The sequence below is a fragment of the Quatrionicoccus australiensis genome (genome assembly GCF_020510425.1).
GTDB lineage: Bacteria > Pseudomonadota > Gammaproteobacteria > Burkholderiales > Rhodocyclaceae > Azonexus > Azonexus australiensis_A.
The window spans coordinates 1,626,693-1,650,000 of record NZ_JAHBAH010000001.1 but is presented as its reverse complement, the minus strand read 5'-3'; the positions used below and the strand labels follow the sequence as shown (position 1 = coordinate 1,650,000).

The window sequence follows — 23,308 nt, the reverse complement described above, 5'->3', positions numbered from 1 at the left end:
TGTTGTTTGATCAGCGCGAGTAAGTCCTCGAGCTCATCTGCGCAACCGCCGGCTTTTTTCAGGCTGCTTTTCCCGGCTTTCGGTGCCAGTAGTGCCAGCTCTTCGGTTGAGGCAAGCATCAGCTTTCCTGGTCGATGTCCTTGATCCATCAAGCGTTTTATCGTGCTCAGCCGTTCAACCTGGGCGGCCGGATAAAGCCGCTCGCCGTTAGCATCGCGGCCCGGATTGGGGAAGCCATAACGCCGCTCCCACATGCGCAGTACATCCTTGGAGAGTCCTGTGTCGCGTTCGACAGCGGCAATGCTGAAGTTGATGGTGTTCATATTTGTCCAGTACAAATGTTCGACAAACCGTTGACAATATAACTTTCGCTGGTTATCTTACGGACAAACGCCATATTTGTCTAGGACAAACCGCAAAGGAGTTGGACATGATTTCCCGGATCAAGCGCTTGTTCGGTATTGCCGGCCTGCTTTCCCTCGGTGTTGCGCCCCCCGCGCTGGCTGGCGAATGTCCGGCGCTGCTCAATCACAGCTTTGCCAATTTGCTCGACGGCAAGCCGATGCCGCTTTGCCAATATCAGGGCAAGGTGATTCTGGTCGTCAACACGGCGAGCTACTGCGGCTTCACCTCGCAGTACGACGGTCTGGAAAAGCTCTATGCGCGGCTCAAGGACAAGGGGCTGGTGGTGCTGGGCTTTCCTTCCAATGATTTTGGCGATCAGGAGCCCGGCAACAGCAAGGAAATCGCCGATTTTTGCCGGCTGACCTATGGCGTCCAGTTTCCGATGGTCGCCAAGAGCACGGTCAAGGGAAAAGAGGCGAATCCTTTTTATCTGCAGCTGGCACAGATTACAGACAGCCGGCCGCGCTGGAACTTCCACAAATACCTGATCAATCGCGATGCCACTCAGGTCGTTGCATTCGGCAGCATGACCCGGCCGGACAGCAAGGCCCTGCTTGCCAAGATTGATGAATTCCTCAAATAAGCCGCTGCAGGAGAAACCGCGATGAATGCTCCCGATCATTTTTTCCTGCCCGATGTGCAGGCCTTTGCCGACACTCGCAGTCTTGCCATCCAGCAGGTCGGCATCAAGGGAATGCGCTATCCGCTGCAGCTCGAAACGGCCGAAGGTGTCGTTCAGGCGACCGTGGCGACCATGGCCCTTACGGTCGGCCTGCCACCCGAGGTCAAGGGAACCCACATGTCGCGTTTCGTTGAGCTGGTCGAGGCGCAGGACGGTCCACTAACCCAGAACGGCCTTTTTGCGCTGCTCGCCGACATGCTGCGCCGTCTGGAAGCGCAAAGCGGGCGGATCGAACTAGCCTTCCCCTGGTTCATTCGCAAGTCGGCCCCGGTGTCCGGCGTTTCGAGCCTGCTTGATTACGATACGACGCTGATCCTCGAGCAGCGTTGCGGCGAGCCCGCCCGCCTGAGCTTGCGCGTGGTCGCGCCGGTGACCAGCCTGTGTCCTTGCTCGAAGAAGATCTCTGCTTACGGCGCCCACAACCAGCGCTCGCACATCACCCTGGAAGCGCGTTTGCGTGAACCGATGGCGATCGAGGAACTGGTCCGGATCGCCGAAGAGGAAGCCTCCTGCGAGGTGTTCGGCCTGTTGAAGCGGCCTGACGAGAAATGGGTTACCGAGCGCGCATACGACAACCCGAAGTTTGTCGAAGATCTGGTGCGTGACATTGCGCTGCGCCTCATGCACGAGCCGCGTATCGCCGAGTGGAAAGTGAGCTCGGAGAACTTCGAATCCATCCACAACCATTCCGCCTACGCCGAATTGTTCGGCGTCAATGCCTGAACCGCTGGGCGGAGGAGACTAGACATGCAAAAACAACGCATCGCCGTCGTCGGCGCCGGTATTTCGGGACTGGCCAGTGCCTGGCTGCTGAGCCGCCAGCATGACGTGACCCTGTTCGAAGCCGGCAGTTATCTCGGCGGCCACAGCAATACGGTCGACGTCACGCTGGAGGGCAAAACGCATCCGGTCGATACCGGCTTCCTGGTCTTCAACGAGAAGACCTATCCCAACCTGATCGCGATGTTCGAGCAACTGGGCGTGGCCAGCGTCGAGACCGAGATGTCCTTCGCGGTGAGTCTCGAAAATCCCGATCTCGAATGGGCCGGCAGCAGCCTGGCCACGGTGTTCCGCCAGAAGCGCAATCTGCTCCGCCCGAGTTTCTGGTCCATGCTTTCCGACATCCTGCGCTTCAACCGCGAGAGCACGGACTGGCTGGCGACGCATCCGGAGCAGCCGCTCAGTCTGCAGGATTTTCTGCGGGCCGGCTGCTATTCGCACGCCTTTGCCGACTGGTACCTGCTGCCGATGGCCGCCGCGATCTGGTCCTGCCCGACCGGCCAGATGCGCGACATGCCGCTCGCCACCTTCATCCGCTTCTGCCAGAACCACGGCCTGTTGCAGGTTTTTGACCGCCCGCTGTGGCGCACGGTACTGGGTGGTTCACGCGAATACGTGCGCAAGATCGCCGAGCGCCTCACCGACATCCGCCTGGCCTGCCCGGTGAGCGCGGTGACGCGCGATGGCGACCATCTGCGTGTGACGCATGCGCAAGGCAGCGAACTGTTCGACCAGGTCGTCATGGCCTGCCACAGCGACCAGTCGCTGGCCATCCTTGGCTTCACGGCGAGCGACGGCCAACGCGACGTGCTCTCCGCCATCCGCTACCAGCCCAACCGCGCCGTGCTGCATACCGATCCGGCCCTGCTGCCGCGCGATGAAAAGTTGTGGTCGGCCTGGAACTACTTTGCCGGGCAGGGCGATCCGGGTGAGCAGCCGGTCGGTGTTTCCTACCTGATCAACAAGTTGCAGCCCTTGCCTTTCAAGGCGCCGGTCGTCGTCACCCTGAACCCGGCGCGCGAGCCGGACCCGGCCAAGGTCCTGGCCGAGTTCGACTACGCGCATCCGATCTTCGACGGCCCGGCCATTGCGGCGCAGCAGAAGCTGGCCGAAGTGCAGGGCGAGAACGGTATCTGGCTGGCCGGTGCCTGGGGCAGTTACGGTTTTCACGAGGACGGCCTGAAGTCGGCCTTGCGCGTGGTCAACGGCCTGGGCGTCAAGGCGCCATGGCAGGACGATGTTGCCGAACTGCTGCGCGAAACCGAAAGCGCATGAAGCCGTGATGAACTTCGCGCCGCAACTCTTCCTCGGCCATGTCATGCACCGGCGCTTGCGCCCGGCGGTCAACGCCTTCGTTTACCCGGTTTTCTACGTGGCCCTGCCGCTGCGCAATCTGGCCGCCGGAAATTGCGGCATATTCTCGGTCGACCGCTGGAATGTGCTGAGTTTCCGCCAGTGCGATCACGGCGCCCGCGACGGCAGCCCGCTCTTGCCCTGGATCGAGAATCTGCTGCGCGACAACGGCCTGCCGGCCGATGGCGAGATCATGCTGCAGACCTTCCCGCGTGTCTGCGGCATGGTCTTCAACCCGGTCAGCTTTTGGTATTGCCATGATCGTAGCGGGGCATTAGTCGCCGTACTGGCCGAGGTCAATAACACCTTCGGCGGGCGCCACAACTACCTGCTGCATGCCGCCGGCGAGCCGCTGGTCGATGGTGCCGAAATGCGCGCTGCCAAGTGTTTCCACGTCTCGCCCTTCAACGAGATCGAGGGCGGCTATCGCTTCCGTTTCCACCTTGAGCGGCCGGTGCCGCTGGCCCGCATCGACTACGACGATGCCGAGGGCGAACTGCTACTGACCTCGATTTCCGGCAAGGCGCGGGCGTGGACCGCGGGCAGCCTGCTCGGCGCCTTCCTGCGCATGCCTTTCCTCACGGCCGGCGTGATTTTCCGCATCCACTGGCAAGCCCTGAAGCTCTGGGCGAAAGGGGTGCCGTTTCGCGGCGCCCGTGTTTCCCAACCTCTCCCGGAATCAAGCAAATGAACAATACCCTGACCCTGTCCGGCAGCACCCATACCCAAACCCACGCCAACCGCGATACCCGCCTGGTTTTTCAGCTGCTCGAGAAGTTGACCGGTGGCCTGCTCGAAATCCGCCTGCCCGACGGTTCCTGCGCCCTGTTCGGCGACGGCGAGCACGGCATCACGATGCAGGTGCATGACGAGACGACTTTCGCCATGGTGCTGGCGCGCGGCGACATCGGCCTGGCCGAAGCCTATCTCGACGGCTACTGGGATTCGCCCGATGTCACCGGCCTGCTGGCGCTGCTCGCGAAGAACCGCGCGGTGCTGCAAAAGGCGGTCTATGGCTCGTGGCGCAACCTGCTCGCGGCCCGTGTCCGGCACTGGCTGAACCGCAACAGCAAGGCCGGTAGCAAGCGCAACATCATGGCCCACTACGACCTGGGCAATGACTTCTACCAGCTCTGGCTCGACCCGAGCATGAGCTATTCGGCGGCAATCTACCGCGAGGTCGATGACGGCTCGCTGGAAACGGCGCAGCACGCCAAGTACCAACGCATCCTCAATCATCTGCAGGCCGGGGCCGGGCAGAAAGTGCTCGAAATCGGTTGTGGCTGGGGCGGTTTCGCCGAGCTGGCGGTTGACTCCGGATTGCAGGTGACCGGCCTGACGCTGTCGCCGGCGCAACTGGCCTGGGCGCAACAGCGTGTGCCGCAGGCCGATCTGCGCCTGCAGGACTATCGCGACAACCGCGAACAGTTCGACCACGTGGTGTCCATCGAGATGTTCGAGGCGGTTGGTGAGCGCTTCTGGCCGGGCTATTTCAAGACCGTGGCCGGCGCGCTGAAGCCGGGCGGCAAGGCGATGATCCAGAGCATCATCATCCGCGACGACCTGTTCGCCAGCTACCGGCGCGGCACCGATTTCATCCAGCAATACGTCTTTCCCGGCGGCATGCTGCCTTCGCGTCAGGCCTTCCGCGCCGCAGCGGCGAAGCAGGGCTTGCGTGTGCAGGGCGAATACGCCTTTGGCCTCGACTACGCGCGCACCCTGGCCGAATGGCGACTGGCTTTCGAGGCGAAGTGGCCGGAAATCGAGAAGTTCGGCTTCGATGACAATTTCCGCCGTCTCTGGCGCATGTATCTCTGTTACTGCGAGGCCGGTTTCCTGGCCGGGAATGTCGATGTCGTCCAGTTTGAGCTCGCGCATGCTTAGGTTGGTCGCGCCCGGTGCGCCGCTGGCGGACGGTCAACCGGCCGGCAACGGCCAAAACCGGCCGGCCTCGGCGCGCCGCCGCGCATTGCTGCTCGGCCTGGCCGGGGCGCCGTTTGCCGCTTGGGCAACGACGGATCCGACTGCCGGCCTGCAGCGCTGGGGCAGCGGCGAATTCCGGCGCTTTGGCTTCCTGGTTTATGCGGCGAGCCTGTGGGCCGGTGAAGATCCGCTGCGCCCGCCGCTGGCGCTGCAACTGACCTACAAGCGCAATATCGCCGGCGCGGCGATTGCCGAAGCCAGCGTCAAGGAAATCCGCCAGCTCGGCCTGGCTGACGAAGCCACCCTGGCGCGCTGGGGCGGGCTGATGGCCGGGCTGTTTCCGGATGTCCGGTCGGGCGATGCGATCATCGGCGAATACCGGGCGGGTAGCGCGATTTTCCACTTCAACGGACGTCTGCTCGGTCGCATCGAGGAAGCGGCCTTCGCGCGCGCCTTTTTCGCCATCTGGCTCGATGCGCGGACCAGCGCGCCGGATCTGCGGGCGGCCTTGCTGCAGCGGAGTGATGGTCGTGGCTGAGTTCGCATGCCAACACCGGGTTGGGCGCCGATGAACACGGCTCGCATCCTCGCCTATGGCGCGCTCGGTCTGCCGCTAGCCTTCGCGGCCTTGCCGATCTACGTGCATGTGCCGCGCTTTTATGCCGAGGTGACGGGGATGCCGTTGGCGCTGCTCGGTCTGATCCTGCTCGGGGCACGCCTGCTCGATGCCGGGATCGATCCTTGGCTGGGCTGGCTGGCGGACAGGGTGCCGCGCCGGCGCATGCTGGCACTGGCCTTGCTGCCCTTCGGACTGGGCTTCGTCGCCTTGCTCAATCCGCCGCGGCAGGGGGCTGGTGTGTGGCTGCTCGGCTCGCTGGCCCTGACCTATTTCGGTTTTTCGGCGGCGACGGTTGCTTATCAGGCCTGGGGCGCCGATATCGGCAGCGATTCCGGCCTGCGCACGCGCTTGACCGCAGCGCGCGAGGGCTTCGGGCTGCTCGGCGTAGTGCTTGCCGCCGCCTTGCCGTCCGTGCTGGCGGCCGGCATGAACGACGGTATCGTCCGCCTGAGCTGGCTGCTGCCGCCGCTTCTGCTGCTGGCAGCGGCGGTCAGTTTCTACGGCGTGCCGGCCGGGCCGGCGGCGCCGGTTTCTCATGCGCCATTGCTCGCCAGCTTGCGCCGGGTCTTTGCCGACCAGGCTTTTCGCCGCTTGTTGCTGGTCTTTGTCGCCAACGGCATCGCCGCCGCGCTGCCGGCCACGCTCTTCCTTTTCTTCGTCGCCGATGTGCTGCAAGAAGAAGCGGCCAGCGGCCCGCTGCTCGCCCTGTATTTCATCGCCGGGGCGGCTTCCTTGCCGCTCTGGGTGCGGCTGGCCGCGCGGCATGGCCGGGTCGTCGCCTGGTTACTGGCGATCGTCCTGTCGATTGCCGCCTTCGCCGGCGCCAGCCTGCTCGGTCCCGGCGATCTGTGGGCTTTCGCGGCGATCTGCCTGGCCTCCGGACTGGCGCTCGGCGCCGATCTTGCCTTGCCGGTGGCGATTGCCGCCGACCTCGGCGAACGTCAGGGGCAGGCCGGCGCCTGCTTCGGGGTGTGGAATCTGGTCGCCAAACTCAACCTGGCGCTCGCTGCCGGGCTTTCCCTGCCGCTGATCGGTGCCCTCGGCTATGTGCCGGGTGGCGGCACCGGCCTGGCGGCCCTCGTTTTCGCCTACGCCCTGTTGCCGCTTGCCTGCAAGTTGCTGGCCGGCGGGCTGCTCTGGCGCTGGCGTTCCTCTTTGGAGTTGCAACCATGAAACTGCTCGCTACCGTTGCCCTTTCCCTTGGCCTGAGTGCCTGTGCCTCGACCGGTGTCGAACAATACCGCGCCGAACAGCCGGCCCTCGACCTGAAGACCTACCTGAACGGTACGCTCGACGCCTGGGGTATGTTCCAGGGGCGCTCGGGCGAGGTCAAGAAACGCTTCCAGGTCGTCATCGACGCCAAGTGGAGCGGCGATACAGGCGTCCTCGACGAGCAGTTCAAATGGTCGGACGGCACGACCTCGCGCCGCATCTGGACTTTGGTGAAACAGGCCGACGGGACTTTCCGCGGCACGGCCGACGATGTCGTCGGCGAAGCAATCGGCGAAGTTGCCGGCAATGCGCTGCGCTGGCGCTACGTGCTGGCGCTGCCGGTCGATGGCAAGGTCTATAACGTCGATTTCGACGACTGGATGTTCCTGATGGACGACAAGGTCATGCTGAACCGCTCTTACATGTCGAAATGGGGCTTCAACCTGGGCGAGGTCACGCTGACCTTCGTCAAGCGATGAACCCGAAAATCACTGATTGGCGCGGCAAGCGCGTCTGGCTGGTCGGCGCTTCGAGCGGCATCGGCGCGGCCGTCGCCCGCGAACTGGCCGGGCGTGGAGCACGCCTGGCGCTCTCGGCACGAGGTCGGGAAAAGTTGCAGGCCCTTGGCCTGAGCGATGCCTTGCTGCTGCCCTGCGATGCAACCGATGCGGCCAGTCTGCTGGCGGCTCGTCAGGCGTTGATTGCCGCCTGGGGCGGTGTCGATCTGGTCGTCTACCTGGCCGGCGATTACGTGCCGATGCGTGTCGACAGCTTTGATCTGGCCGTCGCCGAGCGTGTCGTCGAGGTCAATTTCAGCGGTGCCATGCGTCTGGCGGCGACCGTTCTGGCCGATCTCCAGCCGGGTGGCGGCATTGCCTTCGTGGCCAGCGTCGCCGGTTATCGCGGCCTGCCCAAGGCGCTCTGCTACGGGCCGGGCAAGGCAGCGCTCATTCATTTTGCCGAAGTGCTGCATCTCGATTTGCTGCCCAAGGGCATCGGCGTCTGGCTGATCAATCCCGGCTTCGTCGCGACGCCGCTTACCGCCCAAAACGATTTCAGCATGCCGGCCCTGCAAACGCCGGAACAGGCAGCGTGCGCCACGGTCGACGGTTTCAAAACGGGCAATTTCGAAATCCACTATCCGAAGCGTTTTACCCGCCTGATGAAATTTTTCGCCAGCCTGCCCTATGCCTGGTATTTCCCGTTGATTCGCCGCCTGACCGGAGGCTGAGATGCAACTCGATGCACTGATTCAGTTCTACAACGATTTTTCGCCGACGAGTGTGGCGCGCTTTCCCGAGTTCTACAGTGACGATGCCTGGTTCAAGGACCCATTCAACGAAGTGCGCGGCATTGCAGCGATCCAGCACATCTTCACGCACATGTTCGGGCAGGTCGACGAACCGCGTTTCAGCGTTACCGAGAAAGTCGTCGATGCGAACGGCGCCATGCTGGTCTGGGAGTTCTGCTTCCGGGTGAAGCGCTGGGGCAAGGGCGAAACTCAGCTCATGCGCGGCGTGTCGCATCTCAAGTTCGACGCCGCCGGCAAGGTCTGTTATCACCGCGACTACTGGGATACGGCCGAGGAGCTGTACATGAAGCTGCCGGCGATCGGCACCCTGATGCGCGGTTTGCGCCGGATGCTGGCGGCTTAGGCCAGTTTTTCCGGCGCGCTGAGCACCCGGTTGCGGCCATCCAGCTTGGCGGTGTACAGCGCCTGGTCGGCGAGATCGATTAGTTCGCTTGGTGAGCCGAGTTGGCGGCCGGGCAGGCTGGCAACGCCGATGCTGACGGTGATGTGGCCAGCATTGGCCGAGGCGGCATGCTCGATGTCGAGCTTCTCGACATCGGTACGGATCTGTTCGGCAAGCCAGAGGGCGCCGGCCAGTTCGGTGGCCGGCAGGATGCCGGCGAACTCCTCGCCGCCGTAGCGCGCCGCGAGGTCGGTGCCGCGGTGCAGGTGCTTGCCAAGCACCTCGGCGATGCGTTGCAGGCAGGCATCGCCGGCCAAGTGCCCGTAGGTGTCGTTGTAATTCTTGAAGTGGTCGACGTCGAGAATGAGCAGTGCCAGTTGCCCGCCCGAGCGTTGGTGGCGCGAGATTTCCTGCTGCAGGGCGGCATCGAAGCGGCGCCGATTGGCGATGCCGGTCAGACCGTCGGTCTGGGCCAGCGTTGATTGCAGGTCGTGCGCCTTGGTCAGGGCAGCGAGCAGGTCTTCCTTGTCGAAACTGAGCTGCCAGGTTTGCCGCAGGGTGTTGTTGAAACGCCTGGCATTGCCGATGATCAGCAGCAGAAAGATCGCGCTGTAGAGCGCCAGTGTCATGTCGCCCGTGCCGCCGCGGGTGGCCAGAACGAGGATCATCGGTAGTATCGCCGGCACGGTAAAGGCAAAGAAAGCGGGAAGGAAGGCGCTCAGGGTCAGGGCGGCACCCATCACCATCGCCAGGATGGCGGTGATCGTGACGACCGTGCCGATTGGCGAAGTGTCGATCAGGAACAGGCCGGCCAGCCCCCAGGCAACGCCGGAAAGGCCAACGGTCAGCGCAAAGCGCATCGCCTCGCTCGGGCTCGCTTCTCCCGTGGTCTGGCGCGCCCGGTAATGCCGGACGATCAGCAAGCGCAGACCGATGGTCAGATAGACGGCCGCCAGCCAGGCCAGTTCAAGCTGGCCCGCGATGATGCCGTACTGGGCCCAGGCTACCAGCAGGCTGCCGACGCCGCTGCCAATCAGCGGGATTGCTGCGTTATCGAGCAGGTGGCGGAACAGGGCCGCTTCGATGCGGGGTGTTTGACTCAGGATGACAAGTCTCCAGATGGCGGGCCAGCGCTGTGTGCGCTGAGACACATGACAGTCATTTTAATCAGAAAGCGCCCGTTGGCCAGAAAAGCTTGGTTCGCTGTTTTTGCCGGCATGACAAGGGAATCCGGCGTTTCCTCGGCATCCCCGGAGGGCGTGCGTCATCCCGTTGTAACAAGCGGCGGCTAAGGTGCTGCGCCTATGGCCTGTTACCCTCGAATTCCCATGATTGCGCCAGCGCGCCGGCTGGCTGGCTTGCTGCTGGCGGTCTTGGCATCGCTGCTGCTGGCAGGCTGTACGCCGCGCCAACTGGTGGTCGGCAATGTGGCCGATGCGCTGGCCGGGCAGGGGCGGGCTAGCGAAAACGATCTCGAGCTGGCGCGCGATGCGGCGCCTTTCTATCTGAAATTGTCCGAATCGGTACTGCAACAGCAGCCCGGCCACCTGGCGCTGGCCGAGTCGGTGGCGGGCGGCTTCACCCAGTACGCCTACGCCTTTGTCGCCTGCGAGGCAGATCGCCTGGAGTCGGTCGACAGCAAGGGTGCCGAGCGCCTGCGCCAGCGGGCAGCCCGCCTCTACCAGCGGGCGCAGCGCCATGCGGTCAACGCGCTGGAATTGGCACATTCCGGTTTTGTTCGTTCATTGGCCAGCCCGCAAGCGGAGGACTGGCCGCGCCTGAAGCCGGAAGAGGTTGGCCTTGCCTACTGGGCGGCGGCGTCCTGGGGCGGCTGGATTTCGCTGAGCAAGGACGATCCCGAAGTCGTCGCCGATCTGCCGCTCGCCGTCCGTCTGGCCCAACTGGCCTGGGCGAGCGATCCGGCTTGGGGGCAGGGTTCGCTGACCAGTCTGCTTGCCACCTTTGAAGTGGCGCGTCCGGGCGGCAGTCCGGCGCGGGCCCTGGTTTTATTCGATCAGGCGATTGCGCAGTCGGCCGGACGCAGTGCCGGGGCGCTGCTTGCCAAAGCCGAGGGCCATGCCCTGCCGGCCGGCAACCGAGCCCTGTTCGAACAATTGCTGCGCCAGGCCCTGACTATCAAGGATGCGCCCGACAGCCCGCTGACCATGCAAAACGAAGTCATGCGCCGGCGCGCAGCCTGGCTGCTGGAAAAAACCGACGACCTGTTCTGAAACGCGACGGAGAAAACAATGAAAACCCCCGGAAAACTGGCCGCCCTGCTGCTCGCCAGCCTGCTCGCGCTAAGTGCCCTGGCCGCCGACAAGCAATTGCGTATCGGCACCCTCGCTCCGAAGAATTCGCTGTATCACCGCCAGTTGATGGAACTCGGCGAAGCCTGGCGCACGGCGCAGGGCGGTCCGGCCAAATATCTGGTCTATCCCGACGGCAGCCAGGGCGGCGAGACCGACATGGTGCGTCGCATGCGCATCGGCCAGCTGCAGGGCGGCTTGCTCTCGGTGGTCGGCCTGCGCGAGATCGAGCCGTCGATTGCCGCCTTGCAGAACATGCCGCTGATGTTCCGCAACTGGGAAGAAGTCGATTACGTGCGCGAGAAGATGCGTCCGGCGATGGAAAAGAAATTCCTCGACCAGGGCTTTGTCGTGCTCGCCTGGGGCGATGCCGGCTGGGTGCGCTTCTTCTCGAAAAAGCCGGCTTTCCGGCCTGACGACTACAAGGCGATGAAATTCTTTGCCTGGGGCGGCGAGGTCGAGCAGCAGGAAATCATGAAGCGCCTCGGCTATACGCCGGTGCCGCTGGAAACCGGCGACATCCTGCCTTCCATCCAGACCGGGATGATCGATGCCGTGCCGTCCACGCCGTATTTCGCGCTGGCGACGCAGATCTACAACAGCGCGCCGAACATGCTCGATCTCAACTGGGCGCCCATCGTCGGCGCGCTGGTCATCACCCGCAAGGCCTGGGACGAGATGACGCCGGAGGCGCAGGCCGTGGTGCGCGAAGCCGGCGCCAAGGCCGGTGCCCAGATTCGCAGCAAGGCGCGCCAGGAAGTTGATGAGGCGGTCGAGGCGATGAAGAAGCGCGGCCTGGCGGTCAACCAGCCGAATGCGCGACAAATGCAGGAATGGAACGACCTGGCCGACAAGCTGTACCCGCAGATTCGCGGCAAGCTGGTGCCGGCCGCAACCTTTGACGAAGTGGTCGGCCATCTGAAAGCCTTCCGCGCCGGCAAGAAATAAGTGATGCCGCTGCTGCGCCGGCTCGGCGCCTTTGATGCGCTGCTCGCGGCCGGCGCGCTCGGCCTGATGCTGCTCCTGCCGCTGGCCGAGATGCTGCTGCGCCCGCTGTTCGGCCAGGGCATCGCCAATGCGCCGCTCTTCGTCCAGCATCTCGGGTTGGTCCTGGCCATGTTCGGGGCGCTGGTCGCCGAACGCGGCGGCCATCTGACTTCGCTCGGCGCCGGTCTGGCCGGCAGCAAGAATCCGGCGCTGAGCCGGGTCGCCCGCTGGTTTGCCTTGGGCAGTTCGGCCCTGCTCGGCGGCATGCTGGCGCAAGCCAGCTGGACATTTGTCGCCAGCGAAATGACGGTGCCGCATGCCATCGCTTACGAGATCCCCGGCTGGTTCTTCCAGCTTGCGATGCCGGTCGGCTTTCTGCTGCTGGCCGGCAAAATGGCCTGGCGGATGACGTCGACCGGCTGGCTGCGCCTCTTGCTGGCCGTGCTGCTGCCGTTGCTGGGCGTGCTGTTTGCCGCGCATTTCGATGGCGAGACGCTGCCGCTCTGGCCGTTTGCGGTGTGGCTGCTCGCCATCCTTTTCTGCGGTGCACCGGTTTTCACCGTGCTCGGCGGCCTGGCGCTGGCGCTGTTCTGGAGCGAAGGCCAGCCGCTCGCCGCGGTGCCGCTCAGTCATTACCAGATCACGGTCAATCCTTCGCTGCCGGCTCTGCCGCTGTTCACGCTGGCCGGTCTGGTGTTCGCGCGGACCGGTGCAGCGGCGCGCCTGGGAACCTTATTCACCGCGCTGTTCGGTGGCGGTGTGCGCGGCACGGCGATTGCCGGGGCGCTGCTTTGTTCCTGTTTTACCGCGTTGACCGGTGGCAGCGGCGTCACAATCCTGGCCCTCGGCGGCTTGCTGCTGCCGCTGCTGACGCGGGCCGGCTTTCCCGAACAGCGCGGCATCGGCCTGGTCACCAGCGCCAGTGCGCTCGGCGTGCTGCTGGCGCCCTCGGTGCCGCTGATCATGTACGCGATCATCGCCCGCGTACCGATCAACACGATGTTCCTGGCCGGCGTGCTGCCGGCGCTGGTGATGATTTTCTTCCTGCTCGTGGTCGGCGGCTTTCTCAAGGGCGTAGCGGTCGACGCGGTAAAAAGGCCGGATTTCAGCGCCGCCCGTCAGGCCGCCTGGGCGGCACGCTGGGAAATCCTGGCGCCGGTGGTGGCGATCGGATCGCTGGCCGGCGGTGTCGCCACCCCGACCGAAAGTGCGGCACTGACTGCCGCCTACGCGCTGCTGACGCAAACATTTTTCCATCGCGAGCTGGACTGGCGCGGCGTCGGCCGGGCGCTGGTCGAATGCGTGCAGGTGATCGGCGGCATCATGCTGATTCTCGGCATGGCGCTCGGCCTGACCAATTACCTGGTCGATGCCGGCATCCCGGATCGCGCCATCGACTGGGCGCAGGCGGTTTTGCCCAACAAATGGGCCTTCCTCGTCGCGCTCAACGTCTTCCTGCTGCTCGCCGGGGCACTGATGGAAATCTTCGCGGCCATCGTCGTGCTGGTGCCGCTGTTGTTGCCGGTGGCGCTTGCCTACGGCATCGATCCGGTGCATTTCGGCATCATCTTCCTGGCCAATATCGAGATGGGCTTTCTCTGCCCGCCGGCCGGCATGAATATCTACTTTGCTTCGGCGATGTTCGACAAGCCCCTGCGCCAGGTCGCGCGCGCCGTCGTGCCGGCCCTGCTGGCGATGTTCTGCGGTGCGCTGGTCATCTCGGCGCTGCCCTTCCTGGCCACCTGGTTGCCGCAACTGGCCGGTTTGTCTTAGGGCAGAAAGCAAACAGGCCGCTTGCGGCGGCCTGTTTGTGTCGCTTGATGCGACCTGTTTGTCGGGGTCAGCGGTTTTCGACCGGTGCCGATGCCGGCGGCCGGCTGCGCGAACCGAGCGCGCTGTTGTCGATGCGGCGGATTTCGTCGTCGGACAGGACCTCCAACACATTGACCACCTTGCGCACGCCATCGGTGGTGCGGGCGACGGCGACCGCGACCTTGGCTTCACGCTCGGTGACCATACCCATCAGGTAGGTTGTGCCGCGTTCGGTGACGACCTTGATGTGGTTGGCCGAGATCTGGTTCGAATCGACCAGGCGGGCCTTGACCTTGGAGTCGATGAAGCTGTCGTTGCTGCGCGCGGTCAGCGAGGTGGTCGGGCCGACCAGCAGCTCGTTGTACACCTGGCGCACGCCTTCGATCTTGCTCACGGCTTCGCCGATCGCCTGCTTGCCGTCCTCGTTGTACACCTCGCCGGTGATCAGCAGGTTACGGTTGTAGGACGTGAAATTGACGTGTGAGCCATCCTTGAACTGGACCGGAATGCGGTTGGCGGCCTTCCACTCGGTGGTTTCGTCGTCGGCCTGGGTGCCGGTCGAGCGGCGGTCGCTGGCGCTCATCACGCCGACCGCGGCACCGCCGACGATGACGGCGGGCACGCAGCCCTGCAGCATGGGCAGGGCGATGATCAGGGTGGCGGCAGCCAGGCTCAGTTTCGTTTTTTGCATCATTCAACTCCCAAGAGGAGCGCGTCGATGCCATCGCACAGGCAATGGATGACGAGCAGGTGGGTTTCCTGAATTCGTGCCGTCCGGTCGGCCGGCACGCAAAGATGAATGTCGTCGTCGCGCAGCATTTCGCCGATCAGGCCGCCGCCCTTGCCGGTCAGCGCAACGACGTGCATGTCGGCGTCGTGGGCGGCCTTGATGGCTTCGATGACGTTGGCGGAATTGCCGGAAGTCGAAATCGCCAGCAGGACGTCGCCGGCGTGGCCGAGACCGCGCACCTGGCGGGAAAAGATGTAGTCGAAGCCGTAGTCGTTGCCGACTGCAGTCAGGATCGAACTGTCGGTGGTCAGCGCAATCGCTGCCAGTTCCTGGCGCTCGGCCTCGAAACGGCCGATCAGTTCGGCAGCGAAGTGTTGCGCATCGCCGGCCGAACCGCCGTTGCCGCAGGCGAGAATCTTGCCGCCGTTGATCAGGCTGCCGGTCAGGGTTTCAATCGCCGCGGCAATCGGGGCGGCCATCATCTCGATGGCGTTCAGCTTGGTGTGGGCGCTGTCTTCGAAATGCTTGGTGACGCGGGCAATCAGATCCATATTTTTCGGGGGCATGAGGGCAGGTGATCACGGCATTCTACCTCACAGCTCGATGAAGACTTCGAACGCCAGGCGGCGCCACGGATTTTTGTTGTCGCTTACAGACGACAGGCGGGCGCTCAGCCGCTCGCCGGCGTCGAGTGCTTCGGCGATGACGCGATTCTCGGTGCGCGGCACATAGCCGAGCATGTGGCCGCGCCATTCGACGCGGATCGCGTTGGCATCGTGCCGGTTGTCCGGTTCACGGATCAGCTCGAGGCGGTCGCCGACCCGCATTTGCGGCCAGAATTCGGCGAAGGCGTAATATTGGCTGCCGGCCAGCGGCGAGCTTTGCAGCAACAGGCGCAGGCCGCCGGCACTGGCGAGGCCGAGCCAGCCGAGCAGGCTAAGCGTCAGCAGAAAACGCATTTTTGAGCCATTCGAGGCGTTGACCGTCGAGCAACACGCAATCGAAGCGGCAATCGCAGTCGCTCTGGCCGGCGAGGTAATGCCGCGCGGCGAGAATGATGCGGCGCTGCTTGCCGGGCGTGATGCTGGCGGCAGCACCACCGAAATCGCCGCGGCTGCGCAGGCGGACCTCGACGAAGACCAGCGTCCGGCCATCGCGGCAGATCAGGTCGATCTCGCCGCCACGAATGCGGAAATTGCGCGCGACGAGGCGCAGGCCGTGGTGCGTCAGATACTGCGCCGCCAGCGTTTCGGCTTCGCGGCCGCGGGTCGTGGTGGTATCGTTGGTCTTTGCCTGCACGCCAATTAACATGACAAAAGAATATGCTGCATTGTATGTCGTCCCGACGCCGCTCGGGAACATGGCTGACCTGACGCGCCGCGCTGAAGAAATTTTGCGCACGGTGCCATGGGTCGCCGCCGAGGACACGCGGCACAGCGGCCCGCTGTTGAAGCAGCTCGGTTCGCAGGCGCGCACCCTGCCGGCCCACCAGCACAACGAACACGAAGCGGCCGAACGGATCGTCGCCAAACTGCAGGCCGGCGAAGCCGTGGCGCTGATTTCCGACGCCGGCACGCCGGGCATTTCCGATCCCGGTGCGCGCGTTGTTGCCGCCGTACGTGCCGCCGGTTGTACGGTCGTGCCGCTGCCCGGCCCGTGCGCCGCGACCACGGCGCTGTCCGGCTCCGGCCTGCTCGACGAGCATTTCCTGTTCTATGGTTTCCTGCCGTCCAAGGGCGGGCAGCGCCGGCAGGCGATCGAGGAACTGCGCGAGCTGCCCTGCGCCCTGGTTTTCTACGAAGCGCCGCATCGCGTGCTGGAAACCGTAGCCGATCTGGCGACGGTGCTTGGCGAGCGCACCCTGGTGATCGGGCGCGAACTGACCAAGATGTTCGAATCCATCCATTCCTGCCCGTTGACCGCTGCGCTCGACTGGCTCAAGGAAGACAGCAACCGCCAGCGCGGCGAGTTCGTGCTGATGGTGTCCGGCGCTCCGGCGAATGCCGATGACGGCGAAGGCGAGCGGGTACTCAAGCTGTTGCTCGCCGATGGTCTGCCGGTCAAGCAGGCCGCCAAACTGGCGGCGGCGATCACCGGCGCCGCCAAGAACGCGCTGTACGAGCGGGCGCTGGCCCTCAAGGACTGAGCGCCGCTAGCGGTCAACCCTGTTTTTGAGAGGAAAAGCCATGTTCTCCCGCTTGTCCTGCATCCTTCTGCTCATCTTGTCGCTGGCTTGTGGCGCAGCCCTGGGCATTGAGCCGGTGATCGTCGCAACCGTGACCCAGATTGGCGAGGCCTTCGTGGTCGATGCGACGATCACGGCACCCGTCTCCCAGGCCGAAGCCTGGGAGGTGCTGACCGATTTCGAGCACATGGCGCTCTTTGTCGGCAACCTCAAGGGCAGCCGCGTCCTGCGCCGCGAAGAAAATACCCTGTGGGTGCATCAGGATGGCGTCATCGAGTACGGGCCGTTCTCGCTGCCCTTCAAGTCCGAGCGCGAAATCCGCCTCGAACCGAAGAAGCGGATCCTTGCGAAAAGCCTGTCCGGCAGCATGAAGCGCATGGCGAGCGAAGCGCAGTTGAAGGCCGTGGCCGATGGTGTCGAAATTCGCTACCACGCCGAAGCCGTGCCCGATTCCGCGCTGGCCCGGATGTTCGGCGCGACCATCGTGCGGCATGAAATTGAAGAGCAGTTTCGCGAAATGACCGCGGAAATGCTGCGTCGTTACTCGCGTCCGAACTAGGCAAGGGCCTGGAGCCGCGCGGCCTGCTAAAATCGCGAAAAGTCATTCCGAGAACCCGCATGCAAATCACCCTTACCCGCCCCGACGACTGGCATCTTCACCTGCGCGACGACGCTGCCCTGGCTGCCGTGATCGGCCATACCGCCGCCCAGTTCGGCCGTGCCATCGTGATGCCCAACCTGAAGCCGCCGGTCACCACCGTCGAGCAGGCCGCCGCCTATCGCGAGCGCATCGTCGCGGCACTGCCGGCCGGCGCGGTTTTCGAGCCGCTGCTGACGCTGTACCTGACCGACAACACGCCGGCCAGCGAAATCGCCAAGGCGGCCGCCTCCGGTTTCGTCAAGGCGGTCAAGCTTTACCCGGCCGGGGCGACGACCAATTCCGACGCCGGTCTGACCGACATTGCCAAGGCTTACGACACGCTGGCCGAGATGGAGCGCGTCGGCCTGCCGCTGCTGGTGCATGGCGAAGTCACCGATCCGGCGATCGACCTGTTCGATCGCGAGAAGGTGTTCATCGATACCGTGCTGCTGCCGCTGACCCAACGCTTTCCCAAGCTCAAGGTGGTGATGGAACACATCACGACCAAGGATGCGGCGGAATTCGTTGCTGCGGCGCCGTCGACCGTTGCGGCAACGATCACCGCGCATCACCTGCTCTACAACCGCAATGCCATCTTTTTGGGCGGCGTGCGGCCGCACTGGTATTGCCTGCCGGTGCTGAAGCGCGAAACGCATCGCCAGGCGCTGCTTGCCGCGGCCGTTTCCGGCAGTCCGAAGTTCTTCCTCGGCACCGATTCGGCGCCGCATGCCAAGGGCGCCAAGGAAGCCGCCTGCGGTTGCGCCGGCTGCTACACGGCTTACGCCGCGATCGAGCTTTATGCCGAGGCTTTCGAGCAGGCCGGTGCACTCGACCAGCTCGAAGCTTTCGCCAGCTTCAACGGTCCGGACTGGTACGGCCTGCCGCGTAACAGCAGCAAAATCACGCTGGTCAAACAGGACTGGACGGTGCCGGCCGATTACCCCTATGTCGGTGACGAGCGCATCGTGCCCTTGCGTGCCGGTGAAACGCTCTCCTGGAAAATGCTCTGAGGAAAAACATCATGCGTCTGCGTCATCTGATTCTGCCGCTGCTGGCGGCACCGCTGCTCACCGCCTGTGTCAATGACGGCGCGACGTATGAAATCGACAACACCCGCGAGCATGTGCTGTCGCTGATCCGCGAGCAGCCGCTGTTCTGGGACAGCAAGGTCGATCTCTTCCTGGTCGTGTCGCGCATGCCGTCCTGCATGCGCCGGCATAGCCTGGGCACGGGGTCGCCGGTGAGCAAGGTCGAGGTGTACCAGGTGCCGTCCGGCGCCTTCATCATCAAGGTCGGCAAGCGGATGTTCGTGACCGAGACGCAGACCTGCGAAGGCTTTGCCAAGCTCAGCGAAGAGCCGGCCGAAGGCATGGGCGAGCTGAAAGGCACTTTCCAGGTCAAGAAGGGCGAGCTGGTCTTCGTCAAGGAAGAAAGCGGCGAAGCCAGCGCCGCGCAGTGAGCCCCGATTCACCCTGCAGCGGCGCGCTGTTCGAGCCGCTGCGCCGCTGGCTGACGCAGTTGCCGCCCGGCCCGGCCACCGGCGCCGTCGCCGAACTGGCAGAACGCTTCCCCATTCTTGTCGGCAATGGCCGGCCGGTGCGCTTCGTGCCGCCGCAGGCCGATGGCCTGGTCTACGAGTGCCGGATCTGGGAAAACGGCGAGGTCGAGACGCGGCCAGACAACTGGCATGACTTCTTCAACGCGCTGGTCTGGCTGACTTTTCCGCAGACCAAGATCGCCGTCAGCGCCCGCCATGTTGGCGCGATGACGCCGGCCGGTGCGGCGCGCGGCACGGTGCGCGATGCGCTGACCCATTTCGATGAATGCGGCATTGCCGTGTTCTCGAGTCAGCCGGAACTGCTCGAATTGCTGCGCAACTTCCAGTGGCAGGAATTGTTCGTCGAGCAGCGTGCCGCCGTTATCGCGGCTATGCGTTTCATCGTTTTCGGGCATGCGACCTACGAGGCCCTGCTCCATCCCTATCGCGGCCTGACTGCCAAGGCGATTCTCTACGACGTCGCGCCGGACTTCCTGGCGCAGCCGATGGAAGCGCTGCTTGCCGCCCTCGATGCCCGTCTTGCTGCTGATCTGGCGAGCGGGCGTTATGCCCGGCCGGGCGACTTCCAGCCCTTGCCCTTGCTCGGCATTCCCGGCCTCACGCCGGCCAGCGAAGACCCTGCCTATTACGCCGACACCTGGCAGTTCCGCCCCGGTCGACGCCGCAAAAACAGCCAAAACCAGGAGGCTACCGATGCCGGCCATCCACGTTAAGTCCATGCAGATCGGCAGCGATGCCATCGATGTGCATGGCCACGTCAATAACCAGGAATACCTGCGCTGGATGCAGGAAGTCGCGATCGAGCACTCGACCCTGCAGGGCTGGCCGCTGCCGCGTTATCTCGAAGCCGGTGCTTCCTGGTACGTCCGTTCGCATTTCATCGAATACCTGCGGCCGGCCTTGCTCGACGACGAAATCCGCATCTGCACCTGGGTCGCCGACCTGGAAAAGCGCAATTCGCTGCGCCGTACGCTGTTCCTGCGCGACGCCGACCGCAGCATCCTGGCGCGCGCCGAAACCCGCTGGAGCTATGTCGATCTGAAGAGCGGCCGCCCCTTGCCGATTCCCGAAATCCTGCGTGCGGCGTTCGAGATTGTCGCCAGCGAGAGTGATGTACTGCACGCCCTGGCCTTTGCATGATCACGGATTAAGCAAAAGTCATTTGTTGATGACATTGGAAACTCCGATAATGCAGCCTTTCCATTCAAAGACAGGTGAGTTTCATGAAAATGCGGGCAACGATAGTCCTCGCCGCGCTGGCGCTGTCGGGATGTGCATCGATTTTTTCCGGATCGACCCAGGATGTGGCGATTCGTGCCACGCCGGGCGCCAAGTTCGTGGTCACCGACACCTACGGACGCAAGGTGGCGAGCGGCGAAACCGAGGGGACGGTGAACCTGGTGCGTGGCGCCGGCTATTTCAGTCCGCACGCCTACAAGGTGAAATTCAGCAAGCCGGGCTACCAGAACAAGACGCTGGCAGTGAATCCTTCGCTGAACGGCTGGTATTTCGGCAACCTCCTGCTCGGCGGCTTTGTCGGCATGGTGATTGTCGATCCGCTGACCGGCGCGATGTACAACCTGCACCCGCGTGAGATCGAGGCTGAACTGGAACCGACCGGCGAGGATATTGCGGCCCTTGAGCGCGAAGCGGCCATCGTCGAAAAAACCCGCACCTATCCGGTCTCGAGAAACGATTACACGGCGCGGCAGAAACTGGCCGAATTGCGCTGTACACCGTTGGGCCGGCCGGCGGTCGAAGGCCTGAATACCGGCAAGGAAAAATTCCTGTTCGAATGCAAGGAAGGCCAGCAAGTACAACTCCAGTGCCTGTCCAATCTGGGCTGTCGGGCTGGCTGACGCTGCCTCGGTACTTTGCTCGTGAAAAAGGCGGGACGGTCGACATGACCGTCCCACCTTTTTTTATGCCGCCGGATCAGGCGGCCTGTTCGCTGCGGGCGATGCCGATCCGGTTGATGCCGCTGAGCAAGGCCTTGATCGAGGCGGTGACGATGTTGGCATCCATGCCGACGCCGTAGCAATCGCCGTTGCCGTTGCCGGCAATTTCCATGAAGGCGCAGGCGCGGGCATTGCCGTCCTCGCCGATCGGCACCATCGAACGCTCTTCGTAGCTGCGCACCTGGATCCGGATGCCGGCGCTCTGCAAGGCATGCACGGTCGCGTTGATCGGACCGTTGCCTTCGCCGGTGAGCAAGTGCGGCGTGCCGTCGATCTCGACATTGAGGCGGATGCCCTGGGCGGCGCCATGCTCGAAAAGATGGTGGCCGAGGTAGCGCACCGGTGCGGCGCTGTCGAGGTAGGTCCGGGCGAAGATGTTCCAGATGTCGTCGGCGCTGACTTCGCCGCCGTGCGTGTCGGTATGCTGTTGCACGACACCGGAGAACTCGACCTGGAGGCGGCGCGGCATGACCACGCCGTGCTCGGTTTCCATGAGGTAGGCGATGCCGCCCTTGCCTGACTGGCTGTTGACGCGGATCACCGAATCGTAGGAGCGGCCGACGTCGGCCGGATCGATCGGAAGATAGGGCACCGCCCATTGCTCGACTGCCTCTTGAGCAGTAAACCCCTTCTTGATGGCGTCCTGGTGGGAGCCGGAGAAGGCCGTGAACACGAGATCCCCGACGTACGGGTGGCGCGGATGGATGGTGAGCTGGGTGCAGTGTTCGAAAGTGCGGGCGACGGCGTTGATGTCGGAAAAATCGAGGCCGGGATGGACGCCCTGGGTGTACATGTTGAGCGCGACGGTAACGAGATCGACATTGCCGGTGCGCTCGCCGTTGCCGAAGAGGCAACCCTCGACGCGGTCGGCGCCGGCCATGAGGCCGAGTTCGGCGGCGGCGACGGCGGTGCCGCGGTCGTTGTGCGGGTGGAGGCTGATGATGACGCTGTCGCGGCGCGCGAGGTTGCGGTGCATCCACTCGATCTGGTCGGCGTAGATGTTGGGCGTCGCGATCTCGACCGTGGTCGGGAGATTGAGAATGACCTTGCGCTCCGGCGTCGCGCCCCAGGCAGCGGTCACCGCGTCGCAGACTTCCTTGGCGAAATCGAGTTCGGTCGCGGTGAAGAGTTCCGGGCTGTATTCGAGGGTGATCTTCGTGCCGTCGGTGCGCTCGAGTTCGTCGGCGAGCGTTTTGATCAATTTGACGGCGTCGACCGCCATGGCCACGACTTCATCCTTGCTCATGCCGAACACGTTGTCGCGGAAGGTCTTGCAGGTCGCGTTATAGACGTGGACGATGGCCTGCTTTGCCCCCTTGAGCGACTCGAAGGTGCGGCGGATGAGATGTTCGCGGGCCTGGGTGAGCACTTCGATGGTGACGTCGTCGGGAATGTGCTTTTCCTCGATGAGGCGGCGTACGAAGCCGAATTCGGTTTCCGAGGCCGACGGGAAGGCGATCTCGATTTCCTTGAAACCGATCTGGCAGAGTGTCTTGAACATCTGCATCTTCTTGTCGGCATTCATCGGCTCGAACAAGGCCTGGTTGCCGTCGCGCAAATCGGTGCTCATCCAGATCGGCGGCGTCGTGATGACGCGGCTCGGCCACTGGCGGTCGACGAGCTGGACGGGGGCAAAAGCGGTGTATTTGGCGGCGGGGTTGGGCAACATGATGACGGCTCCTGTAGCGGCAAGCATTGATTCGATGGACGTCATGTTACGGAAAAAGGCGCGGCAGGTGCTTGCGTTGTTTGCCTTGTTTTGCATGTATTTGGCAATTTAATTGCGTATTATTTTTGTATATTGGATTAATATTTCTCAATATCGAAACGGGTGGAAATATCATGCAACTCGACCGCTACGACCGCCAGATTCTCGCCCTGCTGCAACAGGATGGCCGGATCAGCAACCAGGACCTGGCTGATCGCATCGGCCTGTCGCCATCGCCCTGTCTGCGCCGGGTGCGCACGCTCGAGGAGACCGGCCTGATCACCGGCTACCGCGCACTGCTCGACGCCAAGAAGCTCGGCCTGTCGCTGATGGCGCTGATCGGCATCTCGATGGACCAGCACACGCCGGAGCGCTTCGCCAATCTGGAGGCGACGATTTCGCAAATCCCGGAAGTGCTCGAATGCCTGCTGATTACCGGTCAGCAGTCCGATTACCAGTTGAAGGTGGTGATCCGCGACATGGATGCCTACCAGGACCTGCTGCTCAACAAGATCACGCGCATCCAGGGCGTTACCGGCGTGCATTCCAGTTTTGTGCTCAGGAAGGTGGTCGACCGTACGGCGCTGCCCTTGCCTGCCGAGTGATTCGGCCCGGCATAGTGTTACCCTGAAGTCAGGCCGCTTGCCGGCCCGTCCCAGCGACTGCCTCTTCGGCCCGCATTCCACTTCCCCAAGCGTCGTGCCCGTTCGATCAGAACATTTTCTGATTCGCCACCACGCCTTGTTCCGGGAG

The 23,308-nt window shown here is 63.8% G+C and carries 28 protein-coding genes (1 of these 28 running past the window's edge); 21 read left to right on the top strand and 7 right to left on the bottom strand.

What is annotated here, in order from left to right; translation table 11 throughout:
• Window positions 1–323 carry the beginning of a MerR family transcriptional regulator gene (locus KIG99_RS08020; RefSeq protein ID WP_226459691.1) on the bottom strand. It extends 586 nt beyond the left edge of the window, so the window shows 323 of its 909 coding nt (coding positions 1–323); its start codon is at window positions 321–323; its stop codon lies beyond the left edge, outside the window.
• Between the two features lie 107 nt (window positions 324–430).
• On the opposite strand from KIG99_RS08020, the gene KIG99_RS08015 reads away from it, so the two are divergent.
• The 10 genes from KIG99_RS08015 to KIG99_RS07970 are packed head-to-tail and all read left to right on the top strand — an operon-like array spanning window position 431 to window position 8,629.
• Window positions 431–988, top strand: a complete 558-nt coding sequence (locus KIG99_RS08015; RefSeq protein ID WP_226459690.1) for a glutathione peroxidase — start codon at window positions 431–433, stop codon at window positions 986–988.
• 21 nt (window positions 989–1,009) lie between these two features.
• The gene (gene folE2 / locus KIG99_RS08010; protein ID WP_226459689.1) at window positions 1,010–1,810 is read left to right on the top strand and encodes a GTP cyclohydrolase FolE2; all 801 of its coding nucleotides are present in this window, start codon (window positions 1,010–1,012) and stop codon (window positions 1,808–1,810) included.
• Window positions 1,811–1,834: 24 nt separating this feature from the next.
• Window positions 1,835–3,142, top strand: coding sequence for an NAD(P)/FAD-dependent oxidoreductase (locus KIG99_RS08005; RefSeq protein ID WP_226459688.1), 1,308 nt, complete (start codon window positions 1,835–1,837; stop codon window positions 3,140–3,142).
• A gap of 7 nt (window positions 3,143–3,149) precedes the next feature.
• Window positions 3,150–3,911 (top strand): DUF1365 domain-containing protein, encoded by a 762-nt coding sequence (locus KIG99_RS08000; RefSeq protein ID WP_226459687.1) that lies wholly within the window; start codon window positions 3,150–3,152, stop codon window positions 3,909–3,911.
• Entirely contained in the window at window positions 3,908–5,104 is a 1,197-nt protein-coding gene (locus tag KIG99_RS07995; protein WP_226459686.1) for an SAM-dependent methyltransferase, read from the top strand. The genes KIG99_RS08000 and KIG99_RS07995 overlap by 4 nt, the downstream gene beginning before the upstream one ends.
• Window positions 5,097–5,681 (top strand): chalcone isomerase family protein, encoded by a 585-nt coding sequence (locus KIG99_RS07990; RefSeq protein ID WP_226459685.1) that lies wholly within the window; start codon window positions 5,097–5,099, stop codon window positions 5,679–5,681. Before KIG99_RS07995 ends, KIG99_RS07990 begins: the two co-directional genes overlap by 8 nt.
• A gap of 6 nt (window positions 5,682–5,687) precedes the next feature.
• Complete coding sequence (locus KIG99_RS07985; protein ID WP_226459684.1) at window positions 5,688–6,935, top strand: MFS transporter; 1,248 nt, start codon at window positions 5,688–5,690, stop codon at window positions 6,933–6,935.
• Window positions 6,932–7,453: a DUF3833 domain-containing protein gene (locus tag KIG99_RS07980; RefSeq protein ID WP_226459683.1), complete on the top strand. Its 522-nt coding sequence runs from the start codon at window positions 6,932–6,934 to the stop codon at window positions 7,451–7,453. The genes KIG99_RS07985 and KIG99_RS07980 overlap by 4 nt, the downstream gene beginning before the upstream one ends.
• Window positions 7,450–8,205 (top strand): SDR family NAD(P)-dependent oxidoreductase, encoded by a 756-nt coding sequence (locus tag KIG99_RS07975; RefSeq protein WP_226459682.1) that lies wholly within the window; start codon window positions 7,450–7,452, stop codon window positions 8,203–8,205. The genes KIG99_RS07980 and KIG99_RS07975 overlap by 4 nt, the downstream gene beginning before the upstream one ends.
• A gap of 1 nt (window position 8,206) precedes the next feature.
• Window positions 8,207–8,629 carry a nuclear transport factor 2 family protein gene (locus tag KIG99_RS07970; RefSeq protein ID WP_226459681.1) on the top strand — a complete coding sequence of 141 codons (423 nt, stop codon included), beginning with the start codon at window positions 8,207–8,209 and terminating at the stop codon, window positions 8,627–8,629.
• On the opposite strand, the gene KIG99_RS20755 is transcribed toward KIG99_RS07970, so the two are convergent.
• Window positions 8,626–9,819: a GGDEF domain-containing protein gene (locus KIG99_RS20755; RefSeq protein ID WP_226459680.1), complete on the bottom strand. Its 1,194-nt coding sequence runs from the start codon at window positions 9,817–9,819 to the stop codon at window positions 8,626–8,628. The two genes, KIG99_RS07970 and KIG99_RS20755, sit on opposite strands and share 4 nt — an antisense overlap.
• 177 nt (window positions 9,820–9,996) lie before the next feature.
• Between KIG99_RS20755 and KIG99_RS07960 the strand changes: the two genes are divergently transcribed.
• The 3 genes from KIG99_RS07960 to KIG99_RS07950 are packed head-to-tail and all read left to right on the top strand — an operon-like array spanning window position 9,997 to window position 13,737.
• Window positions 9,997–10,899 carry a TRAP transporter TatT component family protein gene (locus KIG99_RS07960; protein WP_226459679.1) on the top strand — a complete coding sequence of 301 codons (903 nt, stop codon included), beginning with the start codon at window positions 9,997–9,999 and terminating at the stop codon, window positions 10,897–10,899.
• Window positions 10,900–10,917: 18 nt separating this feature from the next.
• Window positions 10,918–11,925 carry a TRAP transporter substrate-binding protein gene (locus tag KIG99_RS07955; RefSeq protein WP_226459678.1) on the top strand — a complete coding sequence of 336 codons (1,008 nt, stop codon included), beginning with the start codon at window positions 10,918–10,920 and terminating at the stop codon, window positions 11,923–11,925.
• A gap of 3 nt (window positions 11,926–11,928) precedes the next feature.
• Complete coding sequence (locus KIG99_RS07950) at window positions 11,929–13,737, top strand: TRAP transporter large permease subunit (RefSeq protein ID WP_226459677.1); 1,809 nt, start codon at window positions 11,929–11,931, stop codon at window positions 13,735–13,737.
• Window positions 13,738–13,804: 67 nt separating this feature from the next.
• Here KIG99_RS07950 and KIG99_RS07945 read toward each other — a convergent pair whose 3' ends face one another.
• Genes KIG99_RS07945 through KIG99_RS07930 form a run of 4 tightly spaced genes read right to left on the bottom strand, consistent with a single transcriptional unit; the run spans window position 13,805 to window position 15,817 of the window.
• A complete protein-coding gene (locus tag KIG99_RS07945) occupies window positions 13,805–14,467 on the bottom strand; it encodes a BON domain-containing protein (RefSeq protein ID WP_226459676.1) in 663 nt (220 codons plus the stop codon).
• Window positions 14,467–15,057 carry a phosphoheptose isomerase gene (locus KIG99_RS07940; RefSeq protein WP_226459675.1) on the bottom strand — a complete coding sequence of 197 codons (591 nt, stop codon included), beginning with the start codon at window positions 15,055–15,057 and terminating at the stop codon, window positions 14,467–14,469. Before KIG99_RS07940 ends, KIG99_RS07945 begins: the two co-directional genes overlap by 1 nt.
• Before the next feature lie 42 nt (window positions 15,058–15,099).
• Window positions 15,100–15,465: an HIRAN domain-containing protein gene (locus KIG99_RS07935; protein WP_226459674.1), complete on the bottom strand. Its 366-nt coding sequence runs from the start codon at window positions 15,463–15,465 to the stop codon at window positions 15,100–15,102.
• Window positions 15,443–15,817 carry a YraN family protein gene (locus tag KIG99_RS07930; RefSeq protein WP_226459673.1) on the bottom strand — a complete coding sequence of 125 codons (375 nt, stop codon included), beginning with the start codon at window positions 15,815–15,817 and terminating at the stop codon, window positions 15,443–15,445. Before KIG99_RS07930 ends, KIG99_RS07935 begins: the two co-directional genes overlap by 23 nt.
• Between KIG99_RS07930 and rsmI the strand changes: the two genes are divergently transcribed.
• The 7 genes from rsmI to KIG99_RS07895 all read left to right on the top strand — a co-directional run bounded on the left by rsmI (window position 15,816) and on the right by KIG99_RS07895 (window position 20,748).
• A complete protein-coding gene (rsmI, locus tag KIG99_RS07925) occupies window positions 15,816–16,652 on the top strand; it encodes a 16S rRNA (cytidine(1402)-2'-O)-methyltransferase (RefSeq protein WP_226459672.1) in 837 nt (278 codons plus the stop codon). The two genes, KIG99_RS07930 and rsmI, sit on opposite strands and share 2 nt — an antisense overlap.
• A gap of 40 nt (window positions 16,653–16,692) precedes the next feature.
• Entirely contained in the window at window positions 16,693–17,250 is a 558-nt protein-coding gene (locus KIG99_RS07920) for an SRPBCC family protein (protein ID WP_226459671.1), read from the top strand.
• A 59-nt stretch (window positions 17,251–17,309) separates the two neighbouring features.
• On the top strand, window positions 17,310–18,341 hold the full coding sequence (gene pyrC, locus KIG99_RS07915) for a dihydroorotase (RefSeq protein WP_226459670.1): 1,032 nt from the start codon (window positions 17,310–17,312) through the stop codon (window positions 18,339–18,341).
• A gap of 11 nt (window positions 18,342–18,352) precedes the next feature.
• Window positions 18,353–18,790 (top strand): hypothetical protein, encoded by a 438-nt coding sequence (locus KIG99_RS07910; RefSeq protein WP_226459669.1) that lies wholly within the window; start codon window positions 18,353–18,355, stop codon window positions 18,788–18,790.
• Complete coding sequence (locus KIG99_RS07905; protein ID WP_226459668.1) at window positions 18,787–19,602, top strand: DUF3025 domain-containing protein; 816 nt, start codon at window positions 18,787–18,789, stop codon at window positions 19,600–19,602. Before KIG99_RS07910 ends, KIG99_RS07905 begins: the two co-directional genes overlap by 4 nt.
• Entirely contained in the window at window positions 19,583–20,029 is a 447-nt protein-coding gene (locus KIG99_RS07900; protein WP_226459667.1) for an acyl-CoA thioesterase, read from the top strand. Before KIG99_RS07905 ends, KIG99_RS07900 begins: the two co-directional genes overlap by 20 nt.
• Before the next feature lie 83 nt (window positions 20,030–20,112).
• Window positions 20,113–20,748 carry an EXORDIUM family protein gene (locus tag KIG99_RS07895; protein ID WP_226459666.1) on the top strand — a complete coding sequence of 212 codons (636 nt, stop codon included), beginning with the start codon at window positions 20,113–20,115 and terminating at the stop codon, window positions 20,746–20,748.
• A gap of 76 nt (window positions 20,749–20,824) precedes the next feature.
• Here the strand turns inward: KIG99_RS07895 and leuA are convergent, their stop codons facing one another.
• Complete coding sequence (gene leuA, locus KIG99_RS07890) at window positions 20,825–22,516, bottom strand: 2-isopropylmalate synthase (RefSeq protein ID WP_226459665.1); 1,692 nt, start codon at window positions 22,514–22,516, stop codon at window positions 20,825–20,827.
• A gap of 173 nt (window positions 22,517–22,689) precedes the next feature.
• On the opposite strand from leuA, the gene KIG99_RS07885 reads away from it, so the two are divergent.
• Window positions 22,690–23,160, top strand: a complete 471-nt coding sequence (locus tag KIG99_RS07885; protein ID WP_226459664.1) for an Lrp/AsnC family transcriptional regulator — start codon at window positions 22,690–22,692, stop codon at window positions 23,158–23,160.
• Window positions 23,161–23,308 lie beyond the last annotated feature (148 nt).